The organism is Sanguibacter sp. TS_SC_8 (assembly GCF_055361235.1).
This window is the reverse complement of the sequence record NZ_CM143955.1, coordinates 2,583,431-2,599,029: the sequence shown is the minus strand read 5'-3', so window position 1 is coordinate 2,599,029 and position 15,599 is coordinate 2,583,431. Positions and strand designations below refer to the sequence as shown.

The following is a 15,599-nucleotide window of genomic DNA, read 5'->3' as shown; positions in this document are numbered from 1 at the left end:
TGTCGTCCACCGCCCGCGGTCACTCGTGTACCGCACCTGCGGTATCACGGGTGGCCCCGATGCCGCGCTCACCCCACCCGTCAGGTCAGGCGCTGCAGGCCGGCACGTGTCGGAGCGAAGCCGCACGAGCGGTAGAAGGCCTCGAAGCGAGGCTCGTGGTCGACGTGCAGCCACTCGCATCCTGCCTGGCGAACCTGGTCGCGCAGCCGGCGGACGAGCTCCGCCCCGATCCCGCGGCGTTGGTGGTCGGGGCGGACGGCAGTGTCCAGCAGGAAGGCATGGCTGCCGCCGTCCCAGCACGCGTGGATGAACCCGCACAGCTCTCCGTCGGCATACGCGCACACCCAGCCGACGCTGTGGGCCTGCAGCCGAGCCGACCACGGGACGGTGTCGCCCGACGTCGACCCGGTGAAGGCGAGGTCGTGGACCCGGCTCAGTTCGTCGTCGTCGACCGGTCCGCGGTCGACGTAGCGGATGGACATGGGGGTGCTCAGCGCACCCGGAGCGCGGCGGCGTCGAGCAGGTCGGCCGTCCGGGCCGTCGTCCCGCCGGCGCTCGACCACTCGAGGTGCGCCTCGGCGGTCCCGAGATCGACGCTCAGCATCGCGCGGTGCTCTCCGTTGGCCCAGGACAGCGTCAGATGCCCCGGGTCGGTCGGAGTCTCGACGGCGAAGACCCCGTCGAAGGCGGGGTGCTGGTTGCGCAACCGCATGAGCTCGAGCAACGCGGCGACCACGGGCCGCTGGGTCGCGGAGTCGATCTCCTCCCGCGTGAAGTAGTGCCGGTTGATGTCGCGGCCCACGCCGGTCTGGGCCAGCAGGGCGGTGTCGTTGTCTCCGGCGAGCGCGCCGACGTAGTACACCTGGGGGATTCCCGGGGTGAAGAACTGGATGGCCCGGGCCGCCAGGTACCGGCGGTCGTCGCAGCCGAGGGCTGCGTAGTAGGTGCTGTTCACCTGGTAGACGTCGAGGTTCGACGCCGCGTACCCGGTTGCCTGCCGGCTCTGGCCGCCGGTGCGCTCGTGGATGCCCTCGACGAGGGCGTCGATCTGCTCCGGGGTGAGCAGTCCGGGGCGGTCGGGGGCGGTCTGGTCCGGCCCGACGTCGATCACGCCGATCCCGTCGTGGGTGTCCAGGACGGTGACGGAGTTGGCCGGCCGGATCCCGAGCCAGCGGCGCAGCGGCTCGCCGTCGCCGGTCGTCAGGGCGTGCAGCACGAGCGGGGGGAGCGCGAAGTCGTACACGCGGTCGACGCGTCGTCCGATCTCGATCTGACGCTGGTAGTAGGAGTGGACCTCGACGAGGACGTCGAGGCCGAGATTGCGGGCCTGCTGGGTGAACCCGTCGATGAAGTCGAAGGTCTCGGGGGTCATGAAGCTCGTCGTGCCCGGGGTCTTGACGGCGTAGCCGACGGCATCGAGACGCACGAGCGTCACGTCGGCCCGGGCGAGCGTCTCCAGGACGGAGGTCAGGTAGCCGCGGCCGACGGCGCTCGTGACGTCGATGTCCATCTGCTGGGAGGTGAAGGTCGTCCACGCCAGGTGCTTGCGCCCGCCGAGCACGACCGGGGTGAACGGCAGCCCCGGGCGCGGGCGGTACGTGGCGGTGAGGTCGTCCTCGGTCGCACCGCTCGGGTACACGTCGGCGAAGGTGAGGAACATCGAGGCGTAGGGCGAGCTGTCGCCGCGGCGGACCACGTCCCGGAACTGCGGGGAGTCGACGGAGACGTGGTTGACGATGACATCGACCACCGTGTCCCGGGCACGTCCGAGCGCGCGGACGTCGTCCCAGGTCCCCAGGCGCGGGTCGACGGCTGTGTGGTCCACCGGGTCGAACCCCGCGTCGGCGCCGTCGTAGGGGGTGAAGAAGGGGAGGAGGTGGACACCACCGACGGCGTCGCCGAACACCTCCTCCACAATGCGACTGGTGCCGGCGAGGTCGCGGCCGAGGCGGTCCGCGTAGGTGATCAGCTGGATCTGGTTGCGCACGGGTGGTCCTTCCGTTCGGGCGACTCCGCCACGGGGGTCACGTTCCCAGTCTCGGCCATGGCCGGCGTCTGGTCCATGCAGCCGGAGGATGGTCTGGCGCTCCTACCTGGCACAACAATGACGCACTGGTCACTACAAGGGGTAGATTCCCGGCTAAGTGCGTGTATGCCGAGAAAGGTAGACCGATGAGTGAAGTGGATGACGGCTCCCGCAAGCAGGAGCACGAGGAGAGGGTGGGCATGGGGTTCGGGGCGATGCCCGGGATGAACCAGATGCCGATCAACCCGTCCTTCCGAGACCTCGACGCTCCAGGAGGTGTGCCGACGGTCAAGCCGTGGTGGATCACGCTCACCACGGTCGTCGTGGGGATAGGTGTCGTGGCGTTCATCATCTTGAGATGAGCGGCGGAGACGACGGCGAGCGCGCCTCCCAGGGTCTCGGGTGCGGGTGCCGACGACGCGTGACCAGAGTCTCAGCACGTCAGGAAGTGGCACGAGACTTCAGTCGTCCCGCTGATCGCGGGGGGCAGGCCGCAGAGGGCGGCCTTGTGTGAAACATGCCCGAAACACTCCGTCGCCTTTCAGGTAACAGGGGCCTCCTACCATGCCGGAAGCGAACCTCGACGATAGAAAGCTGGACCATGACTGCCAACGACGTCCGAAGCCACGCGATCACCGAGGTGCTCAACCGCACCACTGTGGAGACCGCGGAGACCCGCCCGCTGAGTGAGATCTGGGCGATCGACGTCTTCAACCTGGCGAAGATGGAGGAGGCGCTGTCCAAGAACGCCTTCAAGGCCGTGAAGAAGACCGTCAAGACCGGCGAGCCTCTCGACTCGGCCACGGCCGACATCGTCGCCGCCGCGATGAAGGACTGGGCGATGGGCAAGGGGGCGAAGTTCTTCTCGCACGTGTTCTACCCGCTCACCAACATCACGGCCGAGAAGCACGACGGGTTCATCGTCACGAACCCGGACGGCCACGCGATCACCGAGTTCACCGGCAGCCTGCTGATCAAGGGCGAGCCCGACGGTTCCTCGTTCCCCAACGGCTCCCTGCGCATGACCAACGCCGCACGCGGCTACACCGCCTGGGACCCGACCAGCCCGGCGTACATCATGTGGACCGCCAACGGCGCGACCCTGATGATCCCGTCGGTGTTCATGTCGTGGACCGGTGAGTCCCTCGACAAGAAGATCCCGCTGCTCCGCTCCATCGCCGCCATGGACGCATCCGCCCGCCGCGTGCTCACCCTGATGGGCGAGACCGACATCGCGCCGCTCAACGCGAGCTGTGGCGCCGAGCAGGAGTACTTCCTGGTCGACCAGCACTTCGCCGTCGCGCGTCCCGACCTGTTGCTCTCCGGCAGGACCCTCTTCGGGGCGCCCCCGGCCAAGGGGCAGGAGTTCGACGACCACTACTTCGGGGCGATCCCCGAGCGCGTGCAGGTCTTCATGCAGGCCTTTGAGGAGAAGCTCTACCGCCTCGGGATCCCGGCCAAGACCCACCACAACGAGGTCGCCCCCGGCCAGTTCGAGATCGCGCCGTACTACGAGGCTGCCAACGTCGCCGCTGACCACCAGCAGCTGCTGATGACCGTGATGAAGGCAACTGCCGCTGAGCACGGGTTCCTCTGCCTCCTGCACGAGAAGCCGTTCGCGGGAATCAACGGCTCGGGCAAGCACGTCAACTGGTCGGTGGCGAACTCCACCCAGGGCAACCTGCTCGACCCCGGGACCTCACCGGAGCACAACCTCAACTTCCTGCTCTTCTGCGGTGCCGTCATCCGCGGCGTGCACAAGTTCGGCCCGCTGCTCCGCGCCGTCATCGCTACCGCCTCCAACGACCACCGTCTGGGTGCCAACGAGGCCCCGCCGGCAATTCTGTCGGTCTATCTCGGAGACCAGCTCGAGGGCGTCTTCAACGACATCAAGGCCGGCAAGATCTCGGTCTCCTCCGACGGCGGCATGATGGACCTCGGCCTGTCGCAGATCCTCAACTTCCAGCGCGACCCGGGTGACCGCAACCGCACCTCACCCTTCGCCTTCACCGGCAACCGGTTCGAGTTCCGCGCCGTCGGTTCCTCGCAGTCGGTCTCGGGTCCGCTGACCGCGCTGAACACCATCCTGGCCGATTCCCTCGAGTGGGTCGGCGACCAGCTCGAGGTCCAGCTCGAGGCCGGCAAGACCCGTCCGGAGGCTGTCGCGATCGTCATCAAGGAGCTCATGGAGCTCCACAGCGACGCCGTCTTCGGCGGGGACGGCTACTCCTCCGAGTGGCACGAGGCCGCCGTCACGGAGCGCGGCCTGCGCAACCTGCCGACCAGCGCTGAAGCCCTCCCGGTCTTCACCGAGCCCGACATCATCGCGCTGTTCGAGAAGACCAGGGTCTTGTCCGCCATCGAGCTCAACGCTCGCTACGAGGTGTACGCCGAGCAGTACATCAACTCGATCGCGGTCGAGGCCAGGCTCGTCATCGACCTGGCCAAGACGGTCATCTACCCGGCCGCGCTCAAGTACGCCGCAGATCTCGCGAGCACCTACGCCGTCGCCAACGAGGTGGGTGTGTCCTTCGACACGACCCAGGTCAAGGTCATCGCCGAGAACGCGAACCTGCTGCTGTCGACGGTCGCCTCGCTGAGCTCCGAGCTCGAACGCCACGACTTCGCCGACACCAAGGCTCACATGCTGCACTCGGCGACCTCCCTCCGTGGCCTCATGGACACCGCCCGCGGCTACGCGGACACTCTCGAGACCGAGGTGGACGACGCCGCCTGGCCGCTGCCGAAGTACCGCGAGATGCTCTTCATCAAGTGATGCCGTAGCGCATCGGGGCGTCGCCGAGGAGCCGCCATGGGGAGGGTTCGGTAGTCAGCCCTGATCGGTGGGCACGATCCACGGCTCGCTGATCGATGCGCGGTGGGGCCGGGTGACGGCTCGCGGACCCCCACCCAACCGGCGATTGAGGAGATGTTGACGACGTCGCCCACCTCGCGCAGGAGTCCTTGGCCGCGGCGATCAGGTGCAGTGGGGCGGCACGGGCCACGGAAAGCAGCCCCATCTAGCTGATGGCGACCATGCGCTCCATTGGCCGACCTCTCCGTCGGCAAAGGTCCCAGGTCTTTGCTCCGGCGTCGTGGGTACGCGACGCGGAGTTCTGATCACGAAACTGCGGCGATTCACGATTGTCAAGGAAAGGTACGTTCTCTCTATCCCGCTACCTAATTACGAGATCACGGACACCTGCTAACTGGGCGCACACGCGATCTCATCGGTCCCGGTCCCGGTCTCCCGATCGTAGTTCTCTGCAGAGTCGATGACGGCCGCAAACTCCTCATTGGTGACCACCCGCAACCCAAACTCCTCTGCCTTGTCTCGCAGGGCCTGGTCGCCAGTCACGACGACCCATTCCTTGGGGTCCAGGTACTGACTGTCCTGGTCCTGACCGTCCAGCGCGCAGGCGACAACCAAGGGGTCGGCATTGCCATGGTTTGCGTAAAGGTCGATGAGTCGCGTGTCGCTGGCAGGAACGGTCGCCATCACCCTCATGAGCCACACGAGGACGGGCTGCGTCGTCGGGTATATGTTGTTGCGCAGCACGTCGATGTCGGGGAAGCCCTTTGATTCGTGAAGCACCTCACCCGGGATGAGGGCGTTATCACGAAAGAACACGCTGGCCCGCCTATGTCTCCTCAGCTGACTCAGAGAGTTTGTGTCGACGACGTACTTCTGCCCGAAACCGTTCACCCAACTGCCCTCCTGAGATTGCTGATCTGGTGGGGCTTGAGATGGTTCAGGCAGACGGTGCGGCAGAACTCGCCTGGCGAGATGCCTTTCATGTCCAAGACATGAAGCATGCGCTTCGAAAACTCCCGCCCGTTGTACTTCCGAACGGCGTTCTCGGGAAGGATTTTGTTGCGGGGACCCGCTTTCGGGAATTGGCCGAACTCGATCCGTAGTTCGTCGAGGTGGGAGCGGGCGGTCTCCCCGCTGATGATTCCAAGACGCATTGCGCGCACGGTGACTGCACTGGCGGTGACCTGGAACTCGTCAGAAGCAGCCTTCATGTCGTCGAGCGACGATGGGCTGATCGCGTTGATCTGGTGCGCAGGCATGAGCATAGCGCCAGCGATGTCGAATTCGCGTCCATAGTCGGTCTCCGCTCTGCCGCCGTCCCATGTCATTGGTGCGAAGATCCTGCGTGCGATTAGCACTGTCATCAGGGCTAGCGTGAAGATCGTCCGGCCCACCGGCTCTTGGTGGTCGCCGTGGTCGCCTCCAGCGAGGAAGATGAAGGGAACCTGATTGTCCCTGACAGTCATGCCGCTGAAGCTCACGTGGGTGAGGCGCTGCGGCATGTAGTGTTGGACGCTGCGAGAGACCAGAATCTGATTCGTCTCCAGGCGCTCGACCATAAGTTCGAGCGCACCGTTCTTCTTCCGGCAGGCCCGCATTTCCTCGTGAGAGAGTCCAATGGCTTCCATGAGCCTGGCTGCGTCCGCTTCAACTGATAGGCCCGGCTTGCGCAGAATTCCGACAATCTTGTTCCTCACAAGTGAGGTGTCGTGCTTTTTGAGCAACTCCTGCTTGCGAATCAGATCCTTCACGACCAACTCCACGTCGCGCAGCTCCACCCTAGCGCGGGAGCCGATAGAGAACGTGTCCTTGCTGACCCCTGCGAGGAGTTTTTGGATCTTCGTGGCCACCTGCGCCTCCACCATAGGGAGGGGTGCGAAGAACAGAGAATAGGGGAGGTCTCCCTTGCGGCAAAGACTGACCAGGTCATCGAACTTGATTTTGCCCGATTCGAGTGCGTGCTCATATGCCTTGTAGGTGCCCGCCACGGAGTTCTCGAGGAGAGTTGTGAACACGGCCTGGTCGATCGGCATGACAGCGCCGTTGAGGATCACGTCTATCGTCATTGCGCACCAGCACGACCCGCGGCGCGGTCTATCGTCGACCAGGCCACCCACAAGTCCTCGCGACGATGCCAGGCATGGTGGGTTCCGGTGAGCCCGTAGTCAACGTGGGTGGCCTCGACCAAGCCGAGGGCCTTCAGCGCGTCGACCTTTGCGGTGAAGTCTAGCGATGCGGTCGAGACCAGCGCATTTCCGATCTTCATGGCCCAAGTGTAGTGATTGACTCCTAGAACCGACCGCCGACCCGGCCGCTCACATCGAAGATTCGGTCGGTGAGGTCGGTGAGGTCGGTGAGGTCGGGGATGACGGCGCTCAGCGGATTTCCCGGACCAGCCCTGTCGCCGAGCCCGCCGCGAATGAGGACCACATCAAGTCCAAGCCAGTCGCAGGGCTTGATGGCGGCAGGCTTTGCCGTCCTCGCCCAGGCAGACGACCGATTCGTCGTCGTGGACACCGGGCCCGGCGGCCGCACCACTTGCTCCCCGACCTCGCAGGCGCCCACCGCCGCGAAGTCGTCCGCCAACTGGGCACCGACGATGCGATCCTCACGGCCACCCACGAGCCCCTTCAAGCCCCCTGCCGACCCGAGATCCTCGTGGTCCCCCTGCCGAGGCAACCGCGGTCCGACGCGAGCGCCTTCTAGTGCGAACTTGGACGGGCACGGATCGACCCGTGGGCCTGGGCCGTCACCCAGTCGCTTAATGGAACCGACTTGACGTGCCCGCTGCTGCGCCCGGCCCCGCGGGGGAGTCGCCGCACCTGCGCCAGCCAAGTACAGCCGGGCGGTGGTGAGGCGGCGAGGCGGAACGGTGCGGAGAAGCTGGGTGCGGCTGTCGCGGTTCGTGTAGCCGGTTGCCGATGCGCAGGGCGCGAGCGAGGTGCTCGACGGTCCACGGCGGGTCGGGTGGCTTGACTGGAGGCAGGGGCCCTGCCCGTAGCTGCATGCCCGGAGTCCGCGGCAGTCGGCGCTGGGTGCCGTGGTAAGAGCGAAGCACCCCGCCCGCCACAAAGGGCGGCCGGGGTGCCATCACTGCAGATCAACTACTCACGGCGCATGCCGCGACCAGCAACGATCACATGTCGTAGTAGAGACGAAGAGGCTCCCAGGGGCTGACAAAAGGCCAGGTCAGCGCGCTGCCTCGCGAAGGAGCGGTGGGTGTTGTGCATCTGCCATGCATCTCCTCGGCGTCGTGAGGTGGACCGGTTTGGCAAGTTGGTGGCACGTGGATTCCTCTCTCGCCTCTAGTTTGCACGCTACGCCGTTCAGAACGGTCTCGATAGTGGGCGAACTGGACCTGACCTGAGGCTTCGGCGGGCGCTCCGAGGGGTGCCGATCGTCCGAGGTGGAATGTAAAGGTTCGTTTACATCCCGAAGTGCTTGGGTTCCTTTACATTGCAGGCGGGAAGTGTGCCGGTTTGGGATCCGGTCAATTGAGCAGTCGCCTCCGGCGAGGAAGATGAAGGGAACTTGGTCGTGCCGGACGGTCATGCCACTGAAATCTACGTGGGTGAGGCGCTGCGGGATGTAGTGCTGGACCCTGCGAGAGACAAGGACTTGGTTGGCCTCCAGGCGCTTGATCATCGTTCAAGTGAGTTCTCCTTCTTCCGGCACGCCCGCATTTCCTCGTGCGAGAGCCCAATGGCTGCCATGAGCCTGGCTGCGTCCACGTCCGGCGAAGTGCCCGGCTTGCGCAGAATCCCCGACAGCCGCGCCATGCATCCGCCCAGCCGGACTTTGGGGCGGCTACGCAAACGGACCCCGTGCGCGCCCACTGGTTAGTTCGGTCAGGGCGGTGGCCGCCACCGTCAACGGGATGCGCTCTTGCTCTAGACGCCGAGGTCCTACGTGCCCCTCGCTGCAGAGTTGGTGGTACATCTCCTGCTCAGGCGTGGTCAGGTGTGCCACCTCCTTGGGCGCTCGCGGCGAGATCGTGCGCCCGTCTTTGTCCAGCATGGTGCCGTACCGCACGTACCGCGTCCACGTGCTGCGGTCCATCAGCATCGACGTGACCTCAAGGCCGCGGGCGCGGAGTCGGTCGAGGATCTCGAACCCGTCAGCGTCGAGGTCACCCCAGTACACGACGAGATCGGCTGCCGCGATGAAGCTCACGTCGGCCAGGAGCACCGAAGCGCTCCCACCGCCCTCGACCGAGATCGCGCTGGGCGTCTGGGGGAAGAACAGGGCGGTGTCCTTATTCTCGGAGATGATCACCACCCGCGGTTCGTACGCCGGCGCTACCCGGTCGCCGAGAGTCACGCTGTCGTGCCGGCGCCCGCCTGCCAGGAGGTGCTGCGGGTCGAGGTAGGTGAAGTGGGCGCGGGGCGGGTGCGGCGCGGCGAGCTCTATCGCTTCCAGGCCGGCCAGGCTGGCCACGATGCGCTTGTGCCGTTGGAGCCACTTCGCGTCGGTGCCCTCGAGGGGCACCTGCCGGGGTGTCAGGGCCGAGATGTCGCCAGCTGTCGCGAACCACTGTCCGGCGTTGACTGCTACGTCGAACGCCACGTCGTTCAGGTCCCGCGCTTGCTTGAGTGCCACGGCGAGCAGCGCGGAGTCGCCCAGGTGGGGGAAGTGGGCCGTGAGCGCTGCAGCGCGTTCGCGGGTGGTCCGCACGGCTGCCGGCCACGGGGAGCCGCAGATGCGTGCAGCGGTGTCCAGGTCGGGCAGCTCAACGTGGGTGATGATCGTCGCCTGCAGGCCGCGGTCGACCTTGCGGTTCGCGAACCGCAACTGCACGTCCTGCTCGCGCGCCCACCGGCGCCACGCGTCCACGCGCAGGGGCACCGCGGCGAAGTTCACTGCTAGTGCCTCCGCCTGCCACTGCCCCAGCGCATAGCTAGTGGTCCACGCCTTGGTGCCGGCCACATACGCGGCCAGGTGCTGGGTCAGCTTCCCCGCCACCGTGGTGAGAAGGTCGGGTGGGTCCTGCTTCACGGCGTGTCCTCTCCTGCACCAGGCGGGGTGCGGTCTACGTCGGTGAGGTGCGTCAGGAACGACTCGTTGCTCACGTGGTTCTTGGTGATGGAGACCAACGCGCGCATGTGCGGCTCGAGCGCGGAGACCTTGTCGGTGGGCGCGCCGACGACTAGTTGGAAGCCGAGCCCCAACCACGCCTTCACAGCACGGCCGGAGAACTCCGCGTCGGCCTTGATGAACGCCTCGTCGAGGAACACCGGCGCGAACTGCGGACGGTCCCGGAGCTGGTCTCCCAGTCGGTACCGCAGTGCAGCGCCCACGATGAACGCGATGAGCTCCTGCGTCTCGCCGCCACTCTTGCCGCCCAGGGAGTCGAAGATGGACTCGACTCCCTCGCCGTCCAGGCATTGCGCCGTGACGTGCACGTGACGGCGCACGTCGAGGAGGTGCTCGCGATTGGCGACGTTGAGGTCCACGCGGGGGTCGTTGGGGGAGCGCACCAACGCCATGAACTGCTTCAGCTCCTCGAAGCGTTCCCGCATCTGCTCCAGGTCCAGGTCCCTCGTCGCCCCAGAAGACAGGGCGGAGAGCTGGCGGCGGAAGTCCAGGACCGTAGCGTCCGGAGTTGGTCGCAGGTCGATGTAGAGCCGGCGGTTCAGCGGCCCGAAGGGCAGCTTGTGCAGGATCCGGTTGATCGGGTCCAGGCGTGCGTTGATGTCGACGATCGCTTCGGTCATCGCCTGGGTCAGGGGCACCAGGTCCTCTCCGCTCCACCGCAGTAGGCGATCGCGCCACTCCTGGCTGCGGGCGGCGAGCCCCGTGGCCTGGATCTCGTCGTAGATCTCCAGGTAGTCCCCGACGCCGTCAACCGTGGTTCCCAGGTTCGGGTCGTAGTGCGCCCGCTGGTAGGAGACGAGGATCGCCTGGATCTCACCGGTTGCCACCTCCAGTGCCGCGCTGGCGGCGCCCTGCTCGGTCTTCAACTTCTCACGGAGCATCTTCCGGTTCACTGGCCAGTCGGAGAGGCTCTGCCGCGTCTCAGTGGTCGTTGCCTCATTCCACCAAGCCTCCAGGCGCGCCAGAGGCTTAGCGTCGATTTCACCGACTTCCTCGTGCCCAATATGTGCCTTCGTCAGCTGATCAGTGCGCGTCACGAGCTTCTTCCACTCCGTGGCCAGCAGCTCGCGCTGCGTCTCCAGTCCGCCGGCAACCTTGGTGCGCTCCTGGAGTTCCCGCTCTGCTTCGCCCAGGCGCTCCTTCAGCGCAGCCAGGGCATCATCTGCGGTCAGGAGGTTCTCGCGGTCGGTGCGCAGGGAGGTGAGTAGGGTGTCGCTGCCCCGCACGTCGACGTCCTGGAACGAGCCTTGGACGATGGCGTCGTGCGCGGAAGTGAGGTGGCGCAGGGACTGCTGTTCGCCCGTCACGGCGTCATACGCGTGCCTGGCTGCGGTTCGCTCGAGTTCGGCCGCGGCGAGGTCGGCTTCGAGTTCAGCGACGGCGCCGGTGTTGTCGAAGCCGATGATGTTGCGGTCCTTGGCGCTGCGGCCGTGGGCATAGCGGTTCCCGTTGCGGCTCTGCCCCGAGAGCGAGACGCGCATTCCCTGGCCTTGCAGGTCCTCAGCGGTCTCCACGCACAACGCGTTGAGCTTTGGCGAGCTCACACGCTGGGAGACCCACCCGGCGAACTTGCTTTCGGCGACCTCAAGCTTGCCGGCCACGGACGCAGGATTCTGTTTGGGTGCCCTCGGCAGGTCGACCGGGACGGCGTCGAATCCCATGCGGGTGGTCCAGGGCATGCGGTCCACGGTCGCCGACACCTCGCGGATGCGGTCCTGGGGCACCACCATCCGCGACGTCACTCCTCCCAGCGTGACCTCGATCGCGGTGCGCCAACGCTCCTGCGACGCGGGGATGTCCAAGAGCTCTGCGACGAACGGCAGGTCCTCCCGCGTCATTCCCGTCGCTTCGCAGACCTGCATGCGCTGACGGTCCAGCGACGCAGGCACGCGCCCCGGGCGGGCCTTGGCGTCCTTGAGCTCCTTCTCCAGGTCCTCCTGGCGGTTCCGCGCGTTGACAGCGTCTGCTGCCAGCGGGCCAAACCGCTCCTGCAGGGCGGCTTCCTTCGCCTCCGCCTGTTCCAGGAACTCCGTGCCGGCGGTGACCAGGGCGCTGTACGCGTCTGTGTCGAGCGCGGCGATGTCCGTGTTCAGCGGGGAGGTCTTCGCGATGAGCGTCGCGAGGCGTCCCTCTTGCCGGGCGCGCTCCTGTTCGGCCGCTGCGATGCTCTGGTCGAGCTGGGCGATGCGATCGCCACCGCCAGCGTTGTAGGCGGTCAGCGCGTCACGTTGGGCGACGGTGGCCTCGTCGACCTGCGCTACGGCGACGCGCAGCTCTAGGGCGGTGGCAGTGGTCCTCTGCATGGCGATGGTCTCGGCGTCGGTGACCATCGCGGCCTCTTGGGCGGTCTCCCACACGGTCAGGGGACTGAGGCCGATGGCGTCCAGACCGATGGCGGAGACTTGCTCGAGGGTGCTTTGCGCGACCAGGAGGCGTTCGTGGTGGCCGGGGAGGGGGCTCAGACGCTGTGCCTTGTCCTGCTCGGTGACCATCCGCTGGTAGGTGCCGTCGAGCTCGTCGAAGTGAGCCAACGCCTGGTCTGCTGCGACGAATGTCGAGGGCTCTTCCAGCACCATGGACTTGTAGAGGTCGTCGACGGTGCTGATCTGCCGGCCGGCTTGGATGCGCGCCAAGAGCTTCAGGGCTGTCTTGCCGTCTCCTCCGGTGCCGATGCCGAGCCGCTTGCAGAACTTCTCTGCGAACTCGCCGTAGCCCTTGTGCGCCGTCAGCGAGGGGAACGCGGACTCGAGCTCATTCGGCTGGAAGCGGTTGTTCGCGAGAGGGATAACCGCTTCCAGGTCCAGGACTCGCTCCATGGTCACCAGGCGCTTGACGATCGCCACATCTGACGTCGCAGACGCAGGGACATAGTAGAGGCGCGCGACGCTGAATCGGCGGCCGCCGTCGTCGATGAACTGGCCGACGATCCCACCCCAGGTGGGTTCCTTGTGCCCGCGGGTGACCTTCGCCTTGGACTGGCGGGACTCGTCGGTGGTGGTATCGATTTGCCCGCGCAGGTACGACAACAGCGATCGCTGTTCTTGGCCACGGGCACGTCCGCCGCCGGCGTCGTTGGAGGCGCCGTTGAACGCGGTCGTGCCGGGCATCATCAGCGCGAGGTATGCGTCGAGCAGCGTCGACTTCCCTGTCCCAGACTGCCCCGAAAGCAGCGTCGACTCTCGGTCGACGCGCAGGGTGTTGATGCTCGAAAATCCGCCCCAGTTGGCGACCTGCAACGTCTCCAGGCGCCACTGGGAAGTGCTGGCCACGTCGGTGATGTCCAGGCCTGGCAAGACGTCAAGTGCAGTCACAGCAGTTCTCCTTTGTCAGTGCCGGCCTCGTCCAGACTGGCGGGCGTGTCATCTTGGTCGGCTGGTTGCCCGTCGGTAGTCACCCACGCCAGCAGCGTGTCCAGGCGCTCCAACGGAAGGAGCGCCTCGAGCGCGCGGTCGATCTCGAAGGTGTCGTCCGTCTTGCGCCCGCGCAGCAGACCGCTGGTGTGAAGAGCGCCGATCGCGTTGCTTGCAGCGGTCTTGTCGCTGGAGCGATTGGTCGCGTTGGCGGGGCGCAGCATGTCGACGTAGGCGAGCATGTCGCTGCGCTCGACGAAGTGCCGAGTCTGCCCGTCTGCAAGACCTTGTCGCAGCCTGCGCCGCAAGTACACGAGCAGGACCGTCTCCTCCCGGCCCCATGCCCGGTCATGCAGGAGGGTGGGGAACTTGCTGGTTCCCGCGGCAGGCGCCTGGCGTTTGAACGCGACCTTGCGCTCGCTGTCGACGTGCAGTTCGAGGTAGAGCTCGTTGAGCCGCTTGGTGATATCGGTGCGGTTGGCGAGCAGTGCCTTCCACTCGGCCGGGTGCCTGGAGTCGGAGATGAACTCCCACTTGACCAACGCGATGAGCGCCCGACGGGCTGCAGGGCCAAGGTCCCCGGTATCCCCGTCGAACTGCTGGGACCCGGGCAGGTCGCTGGCTATCCCCGCGTCCCCGGGCAGGAAGCCGTCCGGGCTGTCGTCGTCGAGGTCGAGGTCGAGGTCGAGGTCGCTGTCGTCAACGAGGGGCTCATCGATGCCGGGCTGGGCAGTGAATTGGCTCATTCGCTCTCTCGTTTCATCTCGTCTTCAAGGTCTTCCAGCAAGTCGTTCAGCTTCGACGAGGGCCCAGGGGAGGCCTTGGGCGCCCCGACCGCGAACGTGGGGACTTCCCAGGTGCGCCGCGCACCGTCAGGGCGCAGGGTCTCCACGTGCTCGAAGGCGTCAACTCGACCTACGAGCGCACTGTCGGTGGCCACCTGCACCGCGCCCAGGAGGTCAGCGGGTCGCCGGGACGGGTCCGGGAGCTGAGCGAAGGCACTGGCCAACGTCGCGCCCGGGGCGGTGCGCCACAGGCCTTCCAGGTGGGCGCGCAACGCCGGCATGTCCGGTCCGCCGAGAGCGCGCAGCTGCGCGAGCGTCATCGGTTCGGGCGCTGACGACTGCGACCGCGCCATCGGCTTGAGCGCGAGGTCGTCGGCGGGGTCGTACAGCCGCTCGCGCAGGTGCTTGACCTGGGGACGCAACGGCAGCAGCTCCAGGTCAACACGCGTGCGTGACCCGGTCCGCTCCAGCCAAGGGGCGAACGACGCCTCGAGGTCACGGAGGACGTTTTCGAGGTGGTGGTCGTTCTCTGTGTTGTGCGTCTGGATGTTCTGCTGCAGGACCGCGGTCACCTGTCGGCGGTGTGTGATGACAGTGGAGATCCCAGAGGTCAGTGTCCGCGCGATGCCTGACAGTTCAGCCCGGTCGTCGTCGTTGAGGATGTCCTCGGCCGTGGGGTGCTCCAGGAGACCCTTGAGGTCCTGCGAGAGCCGCTCGAGCATGTCTTGGTCACGCAGCAGCTCCAACGCACCTTGGAACGCCCGGCCCGGGGCGGTGTCCATCAGATGGTCCGCCTGGTCCAGATAGTCGCCGACCAGTTCGCCCGCCGTGCTCCCAGCGCTGCGGAACTTCGTCAGGAGCGCGCTGCGTTGACTGACGAAGGACTCACGGACGCGTTGGAAGTCACGGGGGAGGTCAGCAATGAGCGTCAAGATCTCCATGAAGCCGTTGAGCATGTAGTCCGGGGACACCGCAGGCAGAGGCTCATCAGAATGCAGGACCGCCAGCCGCGCTTCAATCTCCGCCTTCTCTCGCTCAAGAGCTTCGATGCGCGCCGGGCGCGAAGGGTGCGCATCCGCATTGAGGGTGCGCACCGCCTGGACGATGTTGGAAATGCGATGCCCGCTCAAGGACGTTCGCTCACGCGTAAGACCATTCACCGTCCCCTGCGCCGACTGGGCAGCAGACGTAAGGGAGTAGAACTCCCCGCCGCCGTCATCGACGTCACGCACAAGCCATTGGCGTTGCCGCCAACTTGCACACAGCTCCTTGCTGCTCTTGTCAGGGACCTTTTCCGCGAACTCAGTCGCCCGCAACTCCCCGAGCATCTCTTCGACAAGTCCGTGCATCCTGTCCACCGGAACAGTGCGAACCTCACGCGGAAAGCACGCAGCGAAGATCGCAGTGGTGACCTGGGCATCGCGCTGGTGCAGCATCGTGAGAGTTGGGTCAGCAAAGGCCGTGCCCGCCCGCGCCATCGCGCCAACGATCGCGCTCACCGGCGCACCTGCACAGAATGCCGGCGCGCT

At 66.3% G+C, this 15,599-nt stretch carries 12 protein-coding genes; 2 read left to right on the top strand and 10 right to left on the bottom strand.

Features of this window, described 5'->3' with window-relative positions; genetic code table 11:
- Positions 1 to 80: 80 nt before the first annotated feature.
- Positions 81 to 482 (bottom strand): GNAT family N-acetyltransferase, encoded by a 402-nt coding sequence (locus tag ACWA15_RS11810; RefSeq protein WP_464055464.1) that lies wholly within the window; start codon positions 480 to 482, stop codon positions 81 to 83.
- 8 nt (positions 483 to 490) lie between these two features.
- Positions 491 to 1,987 (bottom strand): sucrose phosphorylase, encoded by a 1,497-nt coding sequence (gene gtfA / locus ACWA15_RS11805; protein WP_464055462.1) that lies wholly within the window; start codon positions 1,985 to 1,987, stop codon positions 491 to 493.
- A gap of 185 nt (positions 1,988 to 2,172) precedes the next feature.
- Here gtfA and ACWA15_RS11800 point away from each other — a divergent pair, with 185 nt between their 5' ends.
- Both ACWA15_RS11800 and ACWA15_RS11795 read left to right on the top strand, forming a co-directional pair.
- Positions 2,173 to 2,388, top strand: coding sequence for a hypothetical protein (locus ACWA15_RS11800; protein ID WP_464055461.1), 216 nt, complete (start codon positions 2,173 to 2,175; stop codon positions 2,386 to 2,388).
- Positions 2,389 to 2,627: 239 nt separating this feature from the next.
- The gene (locus tag ACWA15_RS11795; protein ID WP_464055459.1) at positions 2,628 to 4,802 is read left to right on the top strand and encodes a glutamine synthetase III family protein; all 2,175 of its coding nucleotides are present in this window, start codon (positions 2,628 to 2,630) and stop codon (positions 4,800 to 4,802) included.
- 429 nt (positions 4,803 to 5,231) lie between these two features.
- On the opposite strand, the gene ACWA15_RS11790 is transcribed toward ACWA15_RS11795, so the two are convergent.
- The 8 genes from ACWA15_RS11790 to ACWA15_RS11755 form a co-directional block, all read right to left on the bottom strand.
- On the bottom strand, positions 5,232 to 5,732 hold the full coding sequence (locus ACWA15_RS11790) for a PIN domain-containing protein (protein ID WP_464055457.1): 501 nt from the start codon (positions 5,730 to 5,732) through the stop codon (positions 5,232 to 5,234).
- Positions 5,729 to 6,895 (bottom strand): hypothetical protein, encoded by a 1,167-nt coding sequence (locus ACWA15_RS11785; protein ID WP_464055455.1) that lies wholly within the window; start codon positions 6,893 to 6,895, stop codon positions 5,729 to 5,731. Before ACWA15_RS11785 ends, ACWA15_RS11790 begins: the two co-directional genes overlap by 4 nt.
- An 8-nt stretch (positions 6,896 to 6,903) precedes the next feature.
- On the bottom strand, positions 6,904 to 7,107 hold the full coding sequence (locus ACWA15_RS11780) for a hypothetical protein (protein ID WP_464055454.1): 204 nt from the start codon (positions 7,105 to 7,107) through the stop codon (positions 6,904 to 6,906).
- A 23-nt stretch (positions 7,108 to 7,130) separates the two neighbouring features.
- Positions 7,131 to 7,475, bottom strand: coding sequence for a hypothetical protein (locus tag ACWA15_RS11775; protein ID WP_464055452.1), 345 nt, complete (start codon positions 7,473 to 7,475; stop codon positions 7,131 to 7,133).
- Positions 7,476 to 8,648: 1,173 nt separating this feature from the next.
- A complete protein-coding gene (locus tag ACWA15_RS11770) occupies positions 8,649 to 9,836 on the bottom strand; it encodes a Wadjet anti-phage system protein JetD domain-containing protein (protein ID WP_464055450.1) in 1,188 nt (395 codons plus the stop codon).
- A complete protein-coding gene (locus ACWA15_RS11765; RefSeq protein ID WP_464055449.1) occupies positions 9,833 to 13,246 on the bottom strand; it encodes an ATP-binding protein in 3,414 nt (1,137 codons plus the stop codon). The genes ACWA15_RS11770 and ACWA15_RS11765 overlap by 4 nt, the downstream gene beginning before the upstream one ends.
- A complete protein-coding gene (locus tag ACWA15_RS11760) occupies positions 13,243 to 14,031 on the bottom strand; it encodes a DUF4194 domain-containing protein (RefSeq protein ID WP_464055448.1) in 789 nt (262 codons plus the stop codon). The genes ACWA15_RS11765 and ACWA15_RS11760 overlap by 4 nt, the downstream gene beginning before the upstream one ends.
- Positions 14,028 to 15,569: a DUF3375 family protein gene (locus ACWA15_RS11755; protein WP_464055447.1), complete on the bottom strand. Its 1,542-nt coding sequence runs from the start codon at positions 15,567 to 15,569 to the stop codon at positions 14,028 to 14,030. Before ACWA15_RS11755 ends, ACWA15_RS11760 begins: the two co-directional genes overlap by 4 nt.
- Positions 15,570 to 15,599 lie beyond the last annotated feature (30 nt).